The 15431-nt window shown below is 72.2% G+C and carries 12 protein-coding genes; 5 read left to right on the top strand and 7 right to left on the bottom strand.

All coding sequences use genetic code 11. From position 1 onward, the window contains the following. Nucleotides 1–12: 12 nt before the first annotated feature. From LB823_RS16775 to LB823_RS16800, 6 genes are all read right to left on the bottom strand, one after another. Nucleotides 13–393, bottom strand: a complete 381-nt coding sequence (locus tag LB823_RS16775) for a PIN domain-containing protein (RefSeq protein ID WP_224648964.1) — start codon at nt 391–393, stop codon at nt 13–15. A gap of 18 nt (nt 394–411) precedes the next feature. Next, nucleotides 412–1212: a formylglycine-generating enzyme family protein gene (locus LB823_RS16780; RefSeq protein WP_374201342.1), complete on the bottom strand. Its 801-nt coding sequence runs from the start codon at nt 1210–1212 to the stop codon at nt 412–414. Between the two features lie 125 nt (nt 1213–1337). Then, entirely contained in the window at nt 1338–3227 is a 1890-nt protein-coding gene (gene cysC / locus LB823_RS16785) for an adenylyl-sulfate kinase (protein WP_224648991.1), read from the bottom strand. Further along, nucleotides 3227–4168: a sulfate adenylyltransferase subunit CysD gene (gene cysD / locus LB823_RS16790; protein ID WP_224649002.1), complete on the bottom strand. Its 942-nt coding sequence runs from the start codon at nt 4166–4168 to the stop codon at nt 3227–3229. The genes cysC and cysD overlap by 1 nt, the downstream gene beginning before the upstream one ends. Next, entirely contained in the window at nt 4165–4962 is a 798-nt protein-coding gene (locus LB823_RS16795) for a Stf0 family sulfotransferase (protein ID WP_224649004.1), read from the bottom strand. The genes cysD and LB823_RS16795 overlap by 4 nt, the downstream gene beginning before the upstream one ends. 95 nt (nt 4963–5057) lie before the next feature. Further along, nucleotides 5058–5720: a TetR/AcrR family transcriptional regulator gene (locus LB823_RS16800; protein ID WP_224649007.1), complete on the bottom strand. Its 663-nt coding sequence runs from the start codon at nt 5718–5720 to the stop codon at nt 5058–5060. A gap of 73 nt (nt 5721–5793) precedes the next feature. On the opposite strand from LB823_RS16800, the gene LB823_RS16805 reads away from it, so the two are divergent. After that, nucleotides 5794–6921: an NAD(P)/FAD-dependent oxidoreductase gene (locus LB823_RS16805; protein ID WP_224649009.1), complete on the top strand. Its 1128-nt coding sequence runs from the start codon at nt 5794–5796 to the stop codon at nt 6919–6921. 3 nt (nt 6922–6924) lie between these two features. On the opposite strand, the gene LB823_RS16810 is transcribed toward LB823_RS16805, so the two are convergent. Then, the gene (locus LB823_RS16810; protein ID WP_068524189.1) at nt 6925–7209 is read right to left on the bottom strand and encodes a chorismate mutase; all 285 of its coding nucleotides are present in this window, start codon (nt 7207–7209) and stop codon (nt 6925–6927) included. A gap of 43 nt (nt 7210–7252) precedes the next feature. On the opposite strand from LB823_RS16810, the gene LB823_RS16815 reads away from it, so the two are divergent. The 4 genes from LB823_RS16815 to LB823_RS16830 form a co-directional block, all read left to right on the top strand. Then, nucleotides 7253–9073, top strand: a complete 1821-nt coding sequence (locus tag LB823_RS16815; RefSeq protein ID WP_224649021.1) for a hypothetical protein — start codon at nt 7253–7255, stop codon at nt 9071–9073. A 209-nt stretch (nt 9074–9282) separates the two neighbouring features. Continuing rightward, on the top strand, nt 9283–11055 hold the full coding sequence (locus LB823_RS16820) for a hypothetical protein (RefSeq protein ID WP_224649023.1): 1773 nt from the start codon (nt 9283–9285) through the stop codon (nt 11053–11055). Between the two features lie 263 nt (nt 11056–11318). Then, nucleotides 11319–13100, top strand: coding sequence for a hypothetical protein (locus LB823_RS16825; protein ID WP_224649026.1), 1782 nt, complete (start codon nt 11319–11321; stop codon nt 13098–13100). 145 nt (nt 13101–13245) lie between these two features. Then, nucleotides 13246–15431: ATP-dependent helicase (locus tag LB823_RS16830; protein WP_224649028.1), on the top strand; the 2186-nt coding region annotated here is incomplete at its 3' end.

Consider the following 15431-nt stretch of genomic DNA (forward strand, 5'->3'; position numbering starts at 1 on the left):
TGGCCGCCCGGCCTACGCCCGTACTTGACGGAACTCGGACGCCACCTCCGCGATCCGCTCGTAGTGGCTGTCCCGGTGCACGACGACCGCATCGTGCCGGATGGCGATCGCGGCGATCATCGTGTCGACGGGGCCGGCCGAGCGCACCGTGCCGGAACGCCAGAGGCGACGCTGCAACTCCACGGAGACGGCGTGGGTTTCGATGCCGGGGTGGAGCACATCGAGGAACTCCCATTTGGCGGCGTACTCCGACTCCCATTCACGAGGAGAACGTGTGGAGTAGAGGGCCTCGAGGAGCTGCGGTGCGCATGCTGCGAGGAAGTTCCCGCCCGTCGTGAACGATTCCAGTGCGGTGGTGGTGATCTCGCCGGTCTGGATCCTCGACCATCGCACCGCCGGCGTATATCGGATCTATGAAATCACGATATCGGAATCGGACACGGTGCGGAATCCGATGTTGCTCGCCGTCGAGCTCGGGGTGTTGTGGCTGCGGGCCGCCACGCGGTAGCGGTAGCAGTACGAGTCGTGGCACAGGTGGCTGCCGCCGCGCAGCACCCGGGCGGTCCCGCGGTCCGGCCCGGCGGGCGAGTGTTCCGGCGAAACCCGGTAGTAGCGAGCGGAATACCGATCGGCGCACCACTCCCACACGTTCCCCACCGCCTGGTACAGGCCGTAGCCGTTCGGCGCGTACGACGCGGCCGGCACCGTCCCGAAGGGGCCGTCGGGCTCGGGGAAGGCGCCGACGAAGACATTGCAGTCCCGGCCCGGCGCCGGATGCTCGTCGCCCCACGGGTAGCGGGCGCCGTCGAGGCCGCCGCGCGCCGCGTACTCCCACTGCGCCTCGGTCGGCAGGGTCCGCCCGGCCCACGCGCAGTAGGACAGCGCATCGGCGTGCGAGACGTGCACGACCGGATGGTCGTCCAGTCCGACGGTGCCCGGCCCGCCCGGCGCGCGGAACGTCGCGCCCGGCACCGTCAGCCACCACGGCGTGCCCGCCACCGGCACCCCGGCCGACGGGTCCGCCGCGCTCGCGTGGAAGACCGCGGAGGCACCGAAGCGCTCGGCGTCGGTCACGTACCCGGTCGCGTCGGCGAAGGCCGCGAACGCGGCGACCGTCACCGTCGTCGCGTCGATCGCGAAGCCCGGCAGCACGACCCGGTGCACGGGGAGCTCGCCGTCGGCGCGGTAGCCGTCGCCGTGCGCGTCGCCCATCGCGAACGCCCCGGCGGGGACGTGCGCCTGCGCGATCGGGTGCGCGCCGCCGACCGGCGCCACGCCGCCGCCCGGCGCCGCGCCGGTGTGCGGCGGCAGATCCGGGCCCTCGGGCGTGCAGCAGTTCACTCCTCGAGTATTCCCCGCCGAACGAGCAACGCGATCACCCGCTGCGCCAGCTCGTCGGTGTCGGCGCCGGTGGTGTCGAACCGCAGGTCCGGGTCCTCGGGCTTCTCGTACGGCCCGTCGACGCCGGTGAGGCCGCGGAGCTCGCCGCGGTCCGCGCGGGCGTAGAGGCCCTTCGGGTCGCGCTTGCGGCACTCCGACACTGGCGTGGAGACGTGCACCTCGAGGAAGTCGATCTCGGCCGCGAGGTTCAGCTCCCGCGCGATGTCCCGGTCCGACCGCAGCGGCGAGACCAGCGACGCGATCGAGATGACGCCCGCGTCCGCGAACAGGCGCGTCAGGTGCCCCACGCGGCGGATGTTCTCCGCGCGGTCGCCGGGGGAGAAGCCCAGGTCGTCGCTGATCCCGTGGCGGATGTTGTCGCCGTCGATGAGGTAGGCGACGCGGCCCCGCGAGACCAGCGCCCGCTCCAGGGCGACCGCCACCGTCGACTTGCCGGACGCCGGCAGCCCCGTGAACCACACCGTCGCGCCGCGCTGCCCGGTCCGCGCCCAGCGCTCCGCGCGGCCCAACGAGCTGGGGTGCCAGCGGATGTCGTTGCGGGTCGCCTGCCCGGGGACCACCTCGCGGGCCTCGGTGATGGTGCCCGCGCCGACGGTGTCGTTGCTCGCCTCGTCGATGAGGATCAGCGCGCCGGTGTCCCGGTTCTGCGCGTACGGGTCGGCCACCACCACCGACGAGGTCCGCAGCGTCACGGTCCCGATGTCGTTGAGCGCCAGCTCACTCGGCCCCACCTGCTCGATGAGCGTCTCCGGATCCAGGCGCCGCTCCAGCGACTGGACGGTCGCGCGCACCGTCGCCGTGGCGTGCTTGAGCGCCACGCGGTCCCCGGCCCGCAGGGGCTTCTCGGCCAGCCAGCAGACGGTGACCTCCAGCTCGCGGGCGTTCACCGGCAGGTGCGCGCCGTCGGCGCCGGAGATGAGCACGTCGCCGCGGCCCACGTCGATGTCGTCGGCCAGCTCGACGGACACCGACAGCGGCGCGACGGCCGTCGCGCGGTCGTCGTCGAGCGTGTCGAGTGCGGTCACCGTCGACCTGCTGCCCGACGGCAGGACGAGTACCTCGTCGCCCACGGTCAGCGTGCCGGCGGCGACGCGGCCGGCGTACCGTCGGCGCCGCTCGGCGGTGGGCCGGGAGACCCACTGGACCGGGAGGCGCAGCTCGGTCGCGACCGCCGACGGTGCCCGCAGGGGCACGGCCTCGAGATGCTCGAGCAGCGTCGGGCCGTCGTACCAGGGCGTGTGCGCCGAGCGGTGCACGACGTTGTCGCCGAGCTTGGCGGCCAGCGGGATCGCGGGGATCGCGCCCAGGCCGAGCCGGACGGCGAGCTCGGCGAGCTCCGCCTCGACCTCCGCGAACCGCTCCGCGGAGAAGTCGACGAGGTCGATCTTGTTCACGGCGGCGATGACGTGCGGCACGCCGAGCAGTGTCGCGATGCGGGCGTGCCGGCGGGTCTGGCGCAACACGCCCTTGCGCGCGTCCACCAGCAGGATCGCGACGTGCGCGTTGGACGCGCCGGTGAACATGTTGCGGGTGTAGCGCTCGTGGCCGGGGGTGTCGGCGAGCACGTAGCTGCGGGTGTCGGTGGAGAAGAAGCGGTAGGCCACGTCGATGGTGATGCCCTGCTCGCGCTCGGCGCGCAGGCCGTCGGAGAGCGCCGCGAGGTCCACTTCGTCGCCGTCGGTGACGGCGTCCAGGTGGTCGGTGGGCAGGCTGCCGGTGTCGTGCAGCAGGCGGCCGATGAGCGTCGACTTGCCGTCGTCGACGGAGCCCGCGGTGGCGAGGCGCAGCAGCTGCCGCGTGGTCGGTGGTGCCAGTACGTCCGTCATCAGAAGTACCCCTCCTTCTTCCGGTCCTCCATGGCCGCCGCCGACGTGCGGTCGTCGGCGCGGGTCTCGCCGCGCTCCGAGACGGTGGCGGCGGAGATCTCCGCGATCACGTCGTGGATCTCGGTGGCGCGGCTGCGGACCGCGCCGGTGATGGTCAGGTCGCCGACGGTGCGGTATCGGACCCATTCGCGGGCCGGGACCTCCCCGGCACGCGGCTGCGTGAACTCCGAGACGGCGAGCAGGATCCCGTCACGCTCGAAGACCTCGCGCTCGCTCGCGTAGTAGATCGGCGGCAACTCCAGTCCCTCGAGCTCGATGTACCGCCAGATGTCGAGCTCGGTCCAGTTGGACAGCGGGAACACCCGGACGGACTCGCCCCGGCGGATGCGTCCGTTGTAGAGCGACCAGGGTTCGGGGCGCTGCGCCCGCGGGTCCCACTGCCCGAACTCGTTGCGGAAGCTGAACACCCGCTCCTTCGCCCGGGCCCGCTCCTCGTCGCGCCGGGCGCCGCCGAACGCGGCGTCGAAGTTCCCGGCCTCCAGCGCGTCCAGCAGCGTGCGGGTCTGCAGCCGGTTCCGCGAGCCGGAGGACTCCGTCGATTCGGCGACCCGGCCCGTGTCGATCGACTCCTGCACCGAGGCGACGATGAGCTCGATCCCGTCGGGGTTCTCCGCGGTCGGGGCCACGCGGCGGTCGCGGAAGTCGATCACCTCGGGGAAGTTGTGGCCCGTGTCCACGTGCAGGATCGGGAAGGGCAGCGGCGAGGGCCGGAAGGCCTTCTCCGCCAGGCGGAGCAGCACGATGGAGTCCTTGCCGCCCGAGAACAGCAGGACCGGCCGCTCCAGCTCGGCGGCCACCTCGCGGATGATGTGCACCGCCTCGGCCTCGAGGACGCGCAGCTCGTCGACGGCGGCGATCGGTTCGGGTGTCACGGTGCTCATAGGGGGTATCCGTTCTCGGCGGCGTCGGCGCGGTAGCGCTCCGCCCACTCCTTGGAGCGGTCGTTCGACTGGGGCTTGAGCGGCGGCGGGGGAGCAAGGTGCGGGTCCTGCCCGAGCGCGTCCAGCACGCGCGCCGTCGTCTTCTGCGGGTCGGCGGTGAGCTCGTGGAAGTCGATCTCGAGCGGCGTGATGCCCTCGAACGCGAACCACGCCCGCCACGACCGCTCCTGCTCGCGCAGGATCCCGGCCAGGTGGGCGATCCCTTCGGCGCGGTACACGGCGCGCTCGTCGCGCTCGCGGTCGTGATCGGGGTCGTCGCGCCACACCCGGGTCTGCACGGCGCGCCACATCGACACGGCCTGGGCGACCACGTCGGGCCGGTGGACGTGCACGTACAGGGGGTCGGCACCGTCGAACAGCGAGCGGATGGCCGTCCGTACCGAACCCGAAGCGGTGCGGGTGCGGGTCACGAGGACGGGCGTCTGGTTCCACATGAGCTTGCCGCCCCAGACGCCGTTCGGGGTCCGGCCCTCGCGCAGCACGTCGTCGCGCCATTGCGCGGGGCCGCGCGGGTCGACGGTGGCGGGGTCGGTCGGGTCGAGCAGGTCGATCAGCGACGGATCGTCGACGCCGGCGAACCACTCGCGCGGCTGCGGCGACAGCGACGAGGACGGGTAGTACTGGAAGAACTCCTGCGGCCGCCCGGCGACGCCGGTGGCCGCGAGCGACTCCACGAGGAGGGTGCTCCCGCTGCGCTGGCTGGCGCACACGAGATAGTCGTCAGGGCTGGGCATGCCCGCCAGTCTGGCGCAGAAAGGCCTTCCGACCTGGGGTTCGATGGCACTGTGAACGTGATCCTTGACGGATCGCGGCCGATGTGGTGCGTTCGCTACAGGGCGTCGATGCCGGCCAGGAGCAGGTCGAGTCCGGCGAGGAACTGGGCGCGGTCGTCGTGATCGGCCATGGTCGCGGCGATGCGGTGCAGGTACGGGAACTCGTCGGGCTGCAACTGCCCGATGCGGGCCGCGACGCCGCCCAGCAGCTCCTCGCGGCTGGGCCCGCTGCGGGCGAGGTCCGACCGAGCGTTGGCGGCGTTCTGGGCCGCCGATCCGAGCACGTAGCCGACGATCGCGGTGGCGGCGTCGAACAGCGATTCCTCCGGCGTGCCCATCGCCAGCACGGCGCCGCCGATCCGCTCGCTGAGCAGCAGGTTCGCCGCCCGGCCCGGATTGGCCATCACCTGGGCGGCGAGCCACGGGTGCGCATCGATCGTGTCGAACAGGGTGAGTGCGAGGCCGCGGATCGTCTCGCGGGGGTCGCAGCCGCCCGTGGGCGCGGCGAGGATCGGCCGCAGGACGGCGTCGGTCGCGGCGGCGAGGAGCTCGTCCTTGCCAGCGACGTGGTGGTAGATCGCCCCGCTGCCCGTGTTGAGGGCGGTCGCGAGGGCCCGGAAGGTCAGTGCGTCGGCGCCGCTCTCGTCGAGCAGGCCGATCGCGGCGTCGACGATGCGGTCGCGGGAGAGGGCGTCGGTGCGGCGGCTGCGGGGTGGCACGGCTCCATCTTGACACGAATGGAACGATGTTCCAAACTCGTATGGAACGTTGTTCCAATGAAAGGGGAGCGCCATGCAGGCATCCATCACGATCATCGGCGCCGGGCTCGGCGGCCTCGCCCTGGCCCGCGTCCTGCACGTCCACGGCATCGACGCCGTGATCTACGAGGCCGAGCCGACGCCCATGTCGCGCACGCAGGGCGGCCAGCTCGACATCCACGAGGCCGACGGCCAGGCCGCGATCGAGGCGGCCGGCCTCACCGCGCAGTTCCGCGCGCTGATCCACGAGGGCGGCGAGGCGACCCGGGCCCTCGGCCGCGACGGCACCGTCCTCCTCGACCTCCCGGACGACGGCGACGGCGGCCGGCCCGAGGTCCTCCGCGGCGAGCTGCGACAGCTGCTCATCGACTCCCTGCCGGCCGACGCCATCCGCTGGGGCGCCAAGGTCGTCGCGGTGCGCGCGCTCGGCGGCGGGCGGCACGAGCTGTCGTTCGCCGACGGCACCGTCGTCGAGACCGGGCTGCTGGTCGGGGCCGACGGTGCCTGGTCCAAGGTGCGCGCCCTGGTGACGGACGCGGCACCGTCGTACTACGGCACCACCTACGTCGAGACCTACCTGCACGACGTCCGGCGCCGCCACCCCGGCATCGCCGAGCTCGTGGGGGAGGGCGCGATGTTCGCGCTCGCGCCGGGCCGCGGGATCAGCACGCACGCGGAGGCGGGCGACATCGTCCACACCTACGCGCAGCTGCACGTGCCCGAGGAGTGGGCGGACGGAATCGATTGGTCGGCACCGTCGGCCGCCGAGCGCGTGCTCGCCGAGTACCCGGGCTGGTCGGGGGAGCTGACCCGCCTCATCGGCGAATCGGACACGCCGCTCGTGCCGCGGCGGCTCTACACCCTGCCCGTCGGGCTGCGCTGGGACCGCGTCCCCGGTGTCACGCTGGTCGGCGACGCCGCGCACGTCAGCCCGCCGGCCGGGGAGGGCGCGAACATCGCGCTGTTCGACGGTGCCGAGCTGGCCCGGCACATCGTCGAGAACCCCGGCGACCTCGACGCCGCCCTCACCGCCTACGAGAGCGAGATGTTCGTCCGTGCCGAGCAGTCCGCGGCGGACGCGGACGAGATGGCGACGATGATGCTCGGCGGCGACGCGCCGAACGGCCTGCTGGACTTCTTCGCGGGGGTCGGCCGGGCCTGACGGCTACCGGCCGAGCGGGCCCCGGCCCAGGCGCAGGAGGAGCATCGCGAGGGTGTGGCCCTCGCGGCCGAGCTCGGAGAACCGCTCGAGCACCTTCATCTCGCGCGAGTGCACCAGCCGCGTGCCGCCGGACGCCATGCGCGTGCGGCCGATGATCTGCGAGACCTCGCTGCGGCGCTTGATCGCGGCCAGGATCTCGGCGTCGAGGCGGTCGATCTCCTCGCGGAGGGCCTGGATCTCCTCGTCGGCGAGCGGCGTCTCGGCGCCGGTGTCGTCCGGTGTGCTCATGGGTTCAAGTTTTCCACAGCCGTGGGATCTACCATCGAGCACCGTGCCTGCCGCAAGCCCACCCACCGTGCCCGCCTCGCGGCGCGTGCTGTGGATCGGCGCGGCGCTGCTCCTCGTCGGGCAGCTCGCGGTCCGCGGGTACGTGCTCGCGCGCGGGAACTTCTACTGGGACGACGTGGCGTTCATCGGCCGGGCGTCGCGCCCGCTGACCGACCTCGGCGCCTGGTTCGTCGACTACGACGGCCACTTCATGCCCGGCACGCTGTTCGCGGCCGCGGTGACCACCAAGGTCGCGCCGCTGAGCTGGCCGGTGGCCGCCGCGTCGATCCTGGTGCTGCAGCTGGCGGCTTCGGTGCTCACCCTGCGCACGCTGGTGATCGTCGCGGGCCGACGCCCGGTGGTCCTGGTGCCGTTCGTCTTCCTTCTGTTCAGCCCGCTCACCCTGACGGCGACGGCGTGGTGGGCGTCGGCGCTCAACGCGCTGCCGCTGCAGATCGGGCTCGCGGTGGTCGTGGCCGAGACGGTGCGGTACCTGCGCGGCCGGCGGCGGTCCGGCGGGTACGCGGTGGCGGCGCTGCTGGTCTCGCTGCTCTTCTTCGAGAAGGCGCTGGTCATCCCGTTCGTCGCGCTCGCGGCGGCCTGCCTGCTGCCGTACGTGCGCGGGCACCGTCGACCGGTCCGGACGGTGCTGCGCCGCGGCCGCTGGCTGTGGGCGGCGTTCGCGCTGGTGGTCGCGGCGTGGGTGGTGCTGTGGCTGTCGGTCACGGCGTCGCGGCCGGGCACGCACACCGTCGGGTTCACTGCCCGTGTGCTGTGGCGGTCGGTGAATGCGGTGCTCGCGCCGGCCGCGGTCGGCGGGCCGTGGACGTGGCGGCGCGAGAATCCGGGGCCGCCGCTCGTGGTCACCGACGTGTCGATCACCGTCGTGGGGCTGCTCGCGATCGCCGCGATCCTCGCGGCGACCTGGTGGCGGGCGCCGCGCGGCCTCGCCGCCTGGGGTGCGGCCGGGGCCTACTTCCTGGGCGCCTCGTCGACGGTCTTCTTCCTGCGCAGCTCCGAGTACACGTCGGCGCTGCTGCCGCTCTCCCTGCGCTACTTCGCCGACTTCGCGTGGGTGCTCACCCTGGCTGCGGCGATCGTTCTTCGTTGTGAAACCGGCCGAATCCGGGGTCACGAGGCCAGATTCGGCCTCCTGAGGTCGAAAGTCGCCGGATTCCCGAGCGACCGGCGATTGTGGGCCGCCGTCGTGATCGCCTTCGCGCTCAGCGGCACCGTCTCCGCCGTCCGCTTCGCGCCCCTGTGGCACGACAATCCGACCGGCCCCTACCTGCAGAACCTGCGCGCGGGGGCGGCCGCGTACGCGGATCGCGAGGTGCTCGACCAGGAGGTCCACGGCGACATCCTGGCGCGGCTCGCCGGTCCCAACAATCGGCTCTCGCGGATCCTCGCCACGCAGCCCGCGCACCCGCGGTTCGCCGAGCACGCGGGGGAGGCGACCGTCGTCGACCAGCAGGGTCGCTTCCGCCCCGGGCAGGTCACGCGCGTCCGCAGCCTGCCGCTCGGCCCCTTCCCGTGCGGCACCCGCGTCGACGACGCCGCCCCCGCGACCCTGGCCTACGAGGGCCCGCTCGCCTTCTGGGACTGGGTCGTGCAGTTCAACTACCTCGCCTCGTCCGACGGGGTCGTCGTGCTGCAGCAGCAGCGCGGCGCCACGCCGGTCCGAGTGCCCGTCCGCAGGGGCGCGCACACCGTCTACGCCCGGGTGACGGGGACCGGCGACGGCCTGATCGCGCGCGCCGAGACCCCGGGCCTCGTCGCCTGCGTGGGTAGTGGGCCCGTCGGCCTGCTGGTCCCGGCGTCCTGACCCCTGCGAGCCTCTCCGGCTGCTTGCGGCGAGCGGATACGCCCTCACCTGGCATTTGCCCGCAGCGTGGATTCAACGGTGCGACACATCAACGTCCAATGTCGCAGAGTTCCGCGAATTCGGACGTATATCCACGGTGTGGGTTGTATGGTGCGCTGGTCCGAATCTTCTGTGATCGGACTCACTCCAGCCGAAGGGTGCTGCCTGAAATGCAAGCCGTCGTCCGTCGATCCGTCCCGCGCCGCTACGCCGGCGCCTCCCTCGCCATGGTCACCGCGGCCGCGATCGCCGTCGCGCCGATCACCGCCTCCGTCGGCGCCGTCACCGCGCCCGCGTCCACCGTCCTGGTGAACCCGGCGAAGCTCGTGAACCTGCAGACGCAGGTCGCAGGCTCGGTTGCGAACCTCCTGCCCCGCGCCGCCGGGCCCGTCGCTGCCGCCGCGGCGGCCCCCACGTGGGGCTGGGGCGACGTGACCTTCCTGGCGAACACGCTGCAGGAGGCCTTCAAGCAGGTCCAGGCCAGCCTCGCCGGCGAGTTCGGCGGCGGCGTGCAGAAGTCCTTCGAGCAGGCGCTCGAGGCGCTCAAGGCCGGCAGCGTCGCCGGCGCGTACCGGCCGATCGGCAGCCTGGTCGAGACCACCGCGATGATCGGGATGATGGCCGTCCTGTTCCCCATCTCGGGCGAGTTCAACCCGAAGCTGGGGGCGCTCGGCAAGGGGCTGGACGCGGCCTTCCCGTACCTGATCCCGCTCGGCCAGTCCGCGCTCGCGCTCACCACGCGCCTGCCGTACGAGGTGCTCGCCGCGGGCGAGGCCATCGTCAAGGCGATGCTCTCCGGCGACGTCACCAAGATCGGTGCCGCCGTCTCGTCCGGAGTCGCGGGCATCGGGAAGTTCCTCGAGGCCAACGTCACCAATGCGGCGACGGGACTGATTCCCAACCTGGTCAAGGCCGGTTCCGCGGTGCTCGGTGAGCTGATCCCCAAGCTGCCCGCCTCCGCGCAGGCCGACGCCATGGCCGCCCGCGCCGCCGTCGCCTCCGCGCCGGCGCTCGGGATGCCGGACTTCGCGACGCTGTTCGACGCCTGGAAGGCGGGCTTCGAGATGTTCGTCTCGAGCGTCAAGGGCGACGAGTGGACCCCCGGCGTCGTGAAGACGATCACCGACGCGTTCGGCAAGCTCGGCAAGGGTGATCCGGCCGGCGCGATCGGCGACGTCGCCGACAAGGCCAAGGCGCTGTCGATCATCGTCCTGCTGGGCGGGATCATGCCGATCACCGATCTCGTGAACCCGTACCTCGGCCCGATCGGTGTCGGCCTCACGAACTCCCAGGCGGATTTCATCGGGCTCGGGAACTCCGCTCTGGCGGTGCTCTTCGACACCCCGGGCAAGGTGGTCGCGATCGGCCAGAACCTGGTGACGGCGCTGCTGTCCGGTGATCCGGCCAAGGCGCTCACCGGGCTGACGGCCGACATCGGCGCTCTGACCACGTTCCTCAACGATCGCCTGTTCGTCGCCAAGGACAACCCCTTCGACAACGCGGTCTTCCCGGGGCTGGCCAACATCGGCAAGAACATCCTCGACGCGTTCAAGCCCGCAGCGCCCGCCGCGGACTCGGCGAAGCCCGCCGCGGACGTGGTCGCGACGACCGCCGAAACGGCCCTCGCGCCCGTGACGTCCGCAGCCGTCGATGCGTCGGTCCCGGCGGTCGTCACGCCGGCGGCCGGCGGCACCGTCGTCGACGACGATGCGGCGGTCACCCCGGCCCAGCCGGTCACCCCGGCGGAGCCCGCCGCCCCCGTCGAGCCCGCGGAGCCGACGGTTCCGGCGGAGCCGTCGGTGCCCGCCGAGCCGAGCGCGCCCGCCGAGCCCACCACGGAGGTCCCGGCGGAGGCTGAGGAGCAGGCCCCGACGGGTGGCGCCGAGGTCGAGCAGGGCGCCTCCGACTCCACGACGGGCGCGGAGGTCTCCGCCGACGCCTGACGGTGCGAAGGAACCGCTCCCCAGCATTGAGCGCCGCGGAACTACCGGCCGCGCCGCCACCGCTGGGGAGCGGTTCCGTATCAGGCGGAGAAACATCGCGTGACCTGGTGTGTTCAGAAACGTGCAGACTGCATTGAGACAGATGGACGTGTGGTGTCGCAAAGCTTCTTCGAAAGCCGTCCGAAAATCCACGACGTGGGCGTATGTTCCGTTCGTCCGGTTCTTGTGTGATCCGGCTCACTCCAGTTGAAGGGTGTTTCTCCATGCTCGCAGCAGATCCTCGGTCCTCCCACCGTCGTTACGCCGCACCCGCCGTCGCCATGGCCGCCGCGGCGGCGATCGCGGTCGCACCGGTCGCGACGTCGATGGGTGCCGTGACGGCACCGTCGCTCCCGCCGATCGTTCAGGACCTCGGCGGCGCCGCCAGTGCCGTCGCGAACTGGGCCACGGCGATGGGCCTGAAGTTCGTCACGGACCCGGTCACCGGCCTGACGAAGCTGGTGGAGGACCAACTCGCCACCGCGGGCACCGTCGCGGGTGCGGCCGGCGACGCCGGCAAGGCCTTCTTCGACTACCTCGGGAACAACCTGTTCGACAACCTCGAGAGCATCCAGAAGGATCTCGCGGCGGGGAATCTGGGCTACGCGTGGACGACCTTCGCGACCACCATCACCGGCGCGATCCTCACCCCCACGATCAGCCTGCTCCCGGTGATGGACGCGATCGGCGGTCAGCTCGGGCCGATCGGCGACGGGCTGAAGGCCGCGCTGATCCCGCTCATCGGCCTCGCCTTCGGCCCGCTCCAGGCGGGCGTCGAGGTGCCGGCGCTCCTCGCCGACGGTGTCACCGCCGCGCTCAAGGCGCTCAGCACCGGCGGTCCCGCTGCGGCGCTGACCTCGCTGTTCGGCACGGCCTCCGCTGTCAGCGAGAAGGTGATCGGCGCGCTGTTCGGGGAGATGGGTGCGATCCCCAGCCTGATCAACCTGGTCCCGACGATCATCGGCGGGATCGCCGGGTCCGACTGGGCGAGCGCGGGACCGTTCACGCTGCCGACGGGCAACAAGGTCACCTTCACGTCCGCATCCGCGTCCACGCTCGCGGCGTCGCCGACCGCGCTGCCCGACTTCGGCGCGATCGGCGGGATCTGGACCGATACGCTGACCCGGATCGCGACCAACCTCGCCGGACCCGACGGCGTGCAGCGGATCGTCAGCACCCTGCTCACCGGCGTTCCGGCCGGCAAGTGGGCCGACTCCTACGAGGTCATCCACGGCATCCTGGCCGCGCCGCTGCTCGAGCTCGGCGGCGCCGTCCTCCAGACCGGCGACAAGATCAACCCGTTCCTGGGTCCCCTGGGCAAGGGACTCGACGGGGCGGCGGAGCCGCTGCTGTACCTGACGCTCGGGCTCTACAACGCCACTCGGGTGCTGCCGTCGACGGTCTTCACCGGCCTCGAGAACGTCGTGAAGGCGCTCGGCACGGGTGACCCGATCGCGGCGATCAACGCCGCGGTGGCGGGGCTGGGGAGCACACTGACCGCCGGCAGCGACGCGCTGTTCTCGGACAACCCGTTCACCATCGGCCTCCTCCCGGGCCTGCTGGGCGTCGGGACCGGCTTCCTCGACGGGCTGACCGGCAAGACCGCCGACGCGGGCAACGCCACGACCCTGGCCGATGCGCCGGCGAAGGCGGCCGTGGCGGACACCGTCGACGAGGCCTCGCCCGCCCCGTCGACGGGCGGTGCGCAGCCCTCGACTCCGACGGTGACCGACGAGGACGCCCCGGCGGCCGGTACGCCGACCACCGAGGCACCGGTCGAGACCCCGGCGACCGGGACCCCGGCGACCGGGAACCCGGCCGCCGAGGCGCCGGCGACGGGGACCCCGGCCGCGGAGACGCCTGCGGAGACCCCCGCTGAGGAGGCGACGGACGACTCCGCCGCTGCCGAGGGCGCCGCATCCGAGGACGCCACCGGCGCAGACACGACGGATGCCGAGGCGTCGGCCGGCGCAGACACTGCGGAGGCGGCCCCCGCGGCAGCCTGACGCCGACACACCTTTCGAAGCGTTCTGCGAGGTCCCCGCGACGGAACATCGCAGAACGCTTCGATTGTTCGTGCCCGGCGCCCACGCCCGCCCCCGGCGCGCGGCTGCGAAACCTGTCGGTCGTCCCGGCTACTCTGGACGGGAGATGAGTAACCCAGCACCGCAGCAGTCCGGACTCCGCCAGCGTCAGCCCTTCTCCCGCCCAGCAGCGCAGGTGGAGCGGCAGGAACGCGGCCAGGAACTGCTCGAGGGGCTGAATCCGCAGCAGCGCGCCGCGGTGTTGCACGAGGGATCTCCGCTGCTCATCGTCGCGGGCGCGGGCTCGGGTAAGACGGCGGTGCTCACGCGCCGCATCGCCTACCTGCTGGCCGCCCGCAACATGCACCCCGGCCAGATCCTCGCGATCACCTTCACCAACAAGGCCGCGGCGGAGATGCGGGAGCGCGTCGCCGGCATCATCGGCAACCGCGCCAAGATCATGTGGGTCTCCACGTTCCACTCCACCTGCGTGCGCATCCTCCGCGCCCAGGCCGGCCTGCTGCCGGGCATGAACTCCAACTTCTCCATCTACGACGCGGACGATTCCCGCCGCCTGCTCACCATGATCGTCAAGGACATGGGGCTGGACGCGAAGAAGTTCGCGCCGCGGGCGCTCGCCACCCACATCAGCAACCTGAAGAACGAGCTGATCGATCCGGAGCAGGCCTCCGCGGACGCGGCGAAGACGGGGGAGCCCTTCGCGGTCACCGTCGCCGAGGTCTACGGCACGTACCAGGCCCGCCTGCGCGGCGCGAACGCCTTCGACTTCGACGATCTCATCGGGGAGACGGTGGCGCTGCTGCAGTCGCACCCCAACGTCGCCCAGTACTACCGCCGCCGCTTCCGGCACGTGATGGTCGACGAGTACCAGGACACCAACCACGCGCAGTACGTGCTGGTCCGCGAGTTGGTGGGCCTGGAGACCGACGCCGACGGCGTGGAGCCCAGCGAGCTGTGCGTGGTGGGTGACGCGGACCAGTCGATCTACGCCTTCCGCGGCGCCACGATCCGCAACATCGAGGAGTTCGAGCGGGACTTCCCGAACGCGGAGACCATCCTGCTGGAGCAGAACTACCGCTCCACCCAGACCATCCTCTCCGCGGCCAACGCGGTCATCTCCCGCAACGCGGGCCGCCGCGAGAAGAAGCTCTGGACCGACCAGGGCGACGGTGACCTGATCACCGGCTACGTGGCCGACAACGAGCACGACGAGGCGAGCTTCGTGGTCTCGGAGATCGACGCGCTGGCCGACAAGGGCGTCAAGTACAGCGACGTCGCGGTCTTCTACCGCACCAACACCGCGGCACGGGTGCTGGAGGAGGTCTTCATCCGCCACGGCGTGCCCTACAAGGTGGTCGGCGGCGTGCGCTTCTACGAGCGCAAGGAGGTCCGCGACCTGGTCGCGTACCTGCGCGCGATCGACAACCCGAACGACACCGTCAGCCTGCAGCGCATCGTCAACACCCCGCGCCGCGGCATCGGCGACCGGGCGCAGGCCTGCCTCACCGTGCACGCCGAGAACCGCGGGGGCACGTTCAGCACCGCCATCGAGGACGCGGTCGACGGCACCGTCGTGATGCTGAACCCGCGCTCGCGCAACGCGATCGCCGCCTTCGCGGGCCTCATGGCCGACCTGCGGCGCACCGCGGCCGACGAGGATCAGGACCTCGGCGATCTGCTCGACGCCGTCGTCGAGAAGACGGGCTACCGGGCCGAGCTGGAGGGCTCGTCGGACCCGCAGGACGGCGCGCGCCTGGAGAACATCGAGGAACTGATCAGCGTCGCGCGGGAGTTCTCCGCGCAGGACTTCACCGACGTCGTCGTCGACGAGGGCGCGCCGGAGCCCGGCTCCCTGGCCGCCTTCCTGGAGCGCGTCTCGCTGGTCGCCGACGCCGACCAGGTGCCCGACAGCGAGGCCGGCGTCGTCACCATGATGACCCTGCACACCGCGAAGGGCCTCGAGTTCCCGGTGGTCTTCGTGACCGGCTGGGAGGACGGGCAGTTCCCGCACATGCGCGCGCTGGGCGACGAGGCGGAGCTCGCCGAGGAGCGGCGCCTCGCCTACGTGGGCATCACCCGCGCCCGCGAGCGCCTCTACCTCTCCCGCGCGATGGTCCGCGCCACCTGGGGCGATCCGATGCAGAACCCCGAGTCCCGGTTCCTCGCCGAGATCCCGCAGCACCTCATCTCGTGGCGCCGCCTCGAGCCCAAGCGCAGCCAGTTCGGCGGCTCGCGCGGGGTCTTCGGGCAGGACCGACCGTCCTGGGGCGGCCAGGGCGGGGGCTCGTACGG

Source organism: Tsukamurella sp. M9C (assembly GCF_020169415.1).
In the GTDB taxonomy this organism is placed as follows: Bacteria; Actinomycetota; Actinomycetes; order Mycobacteriales; family Mycobacteriaceae; genus Tsukamurella.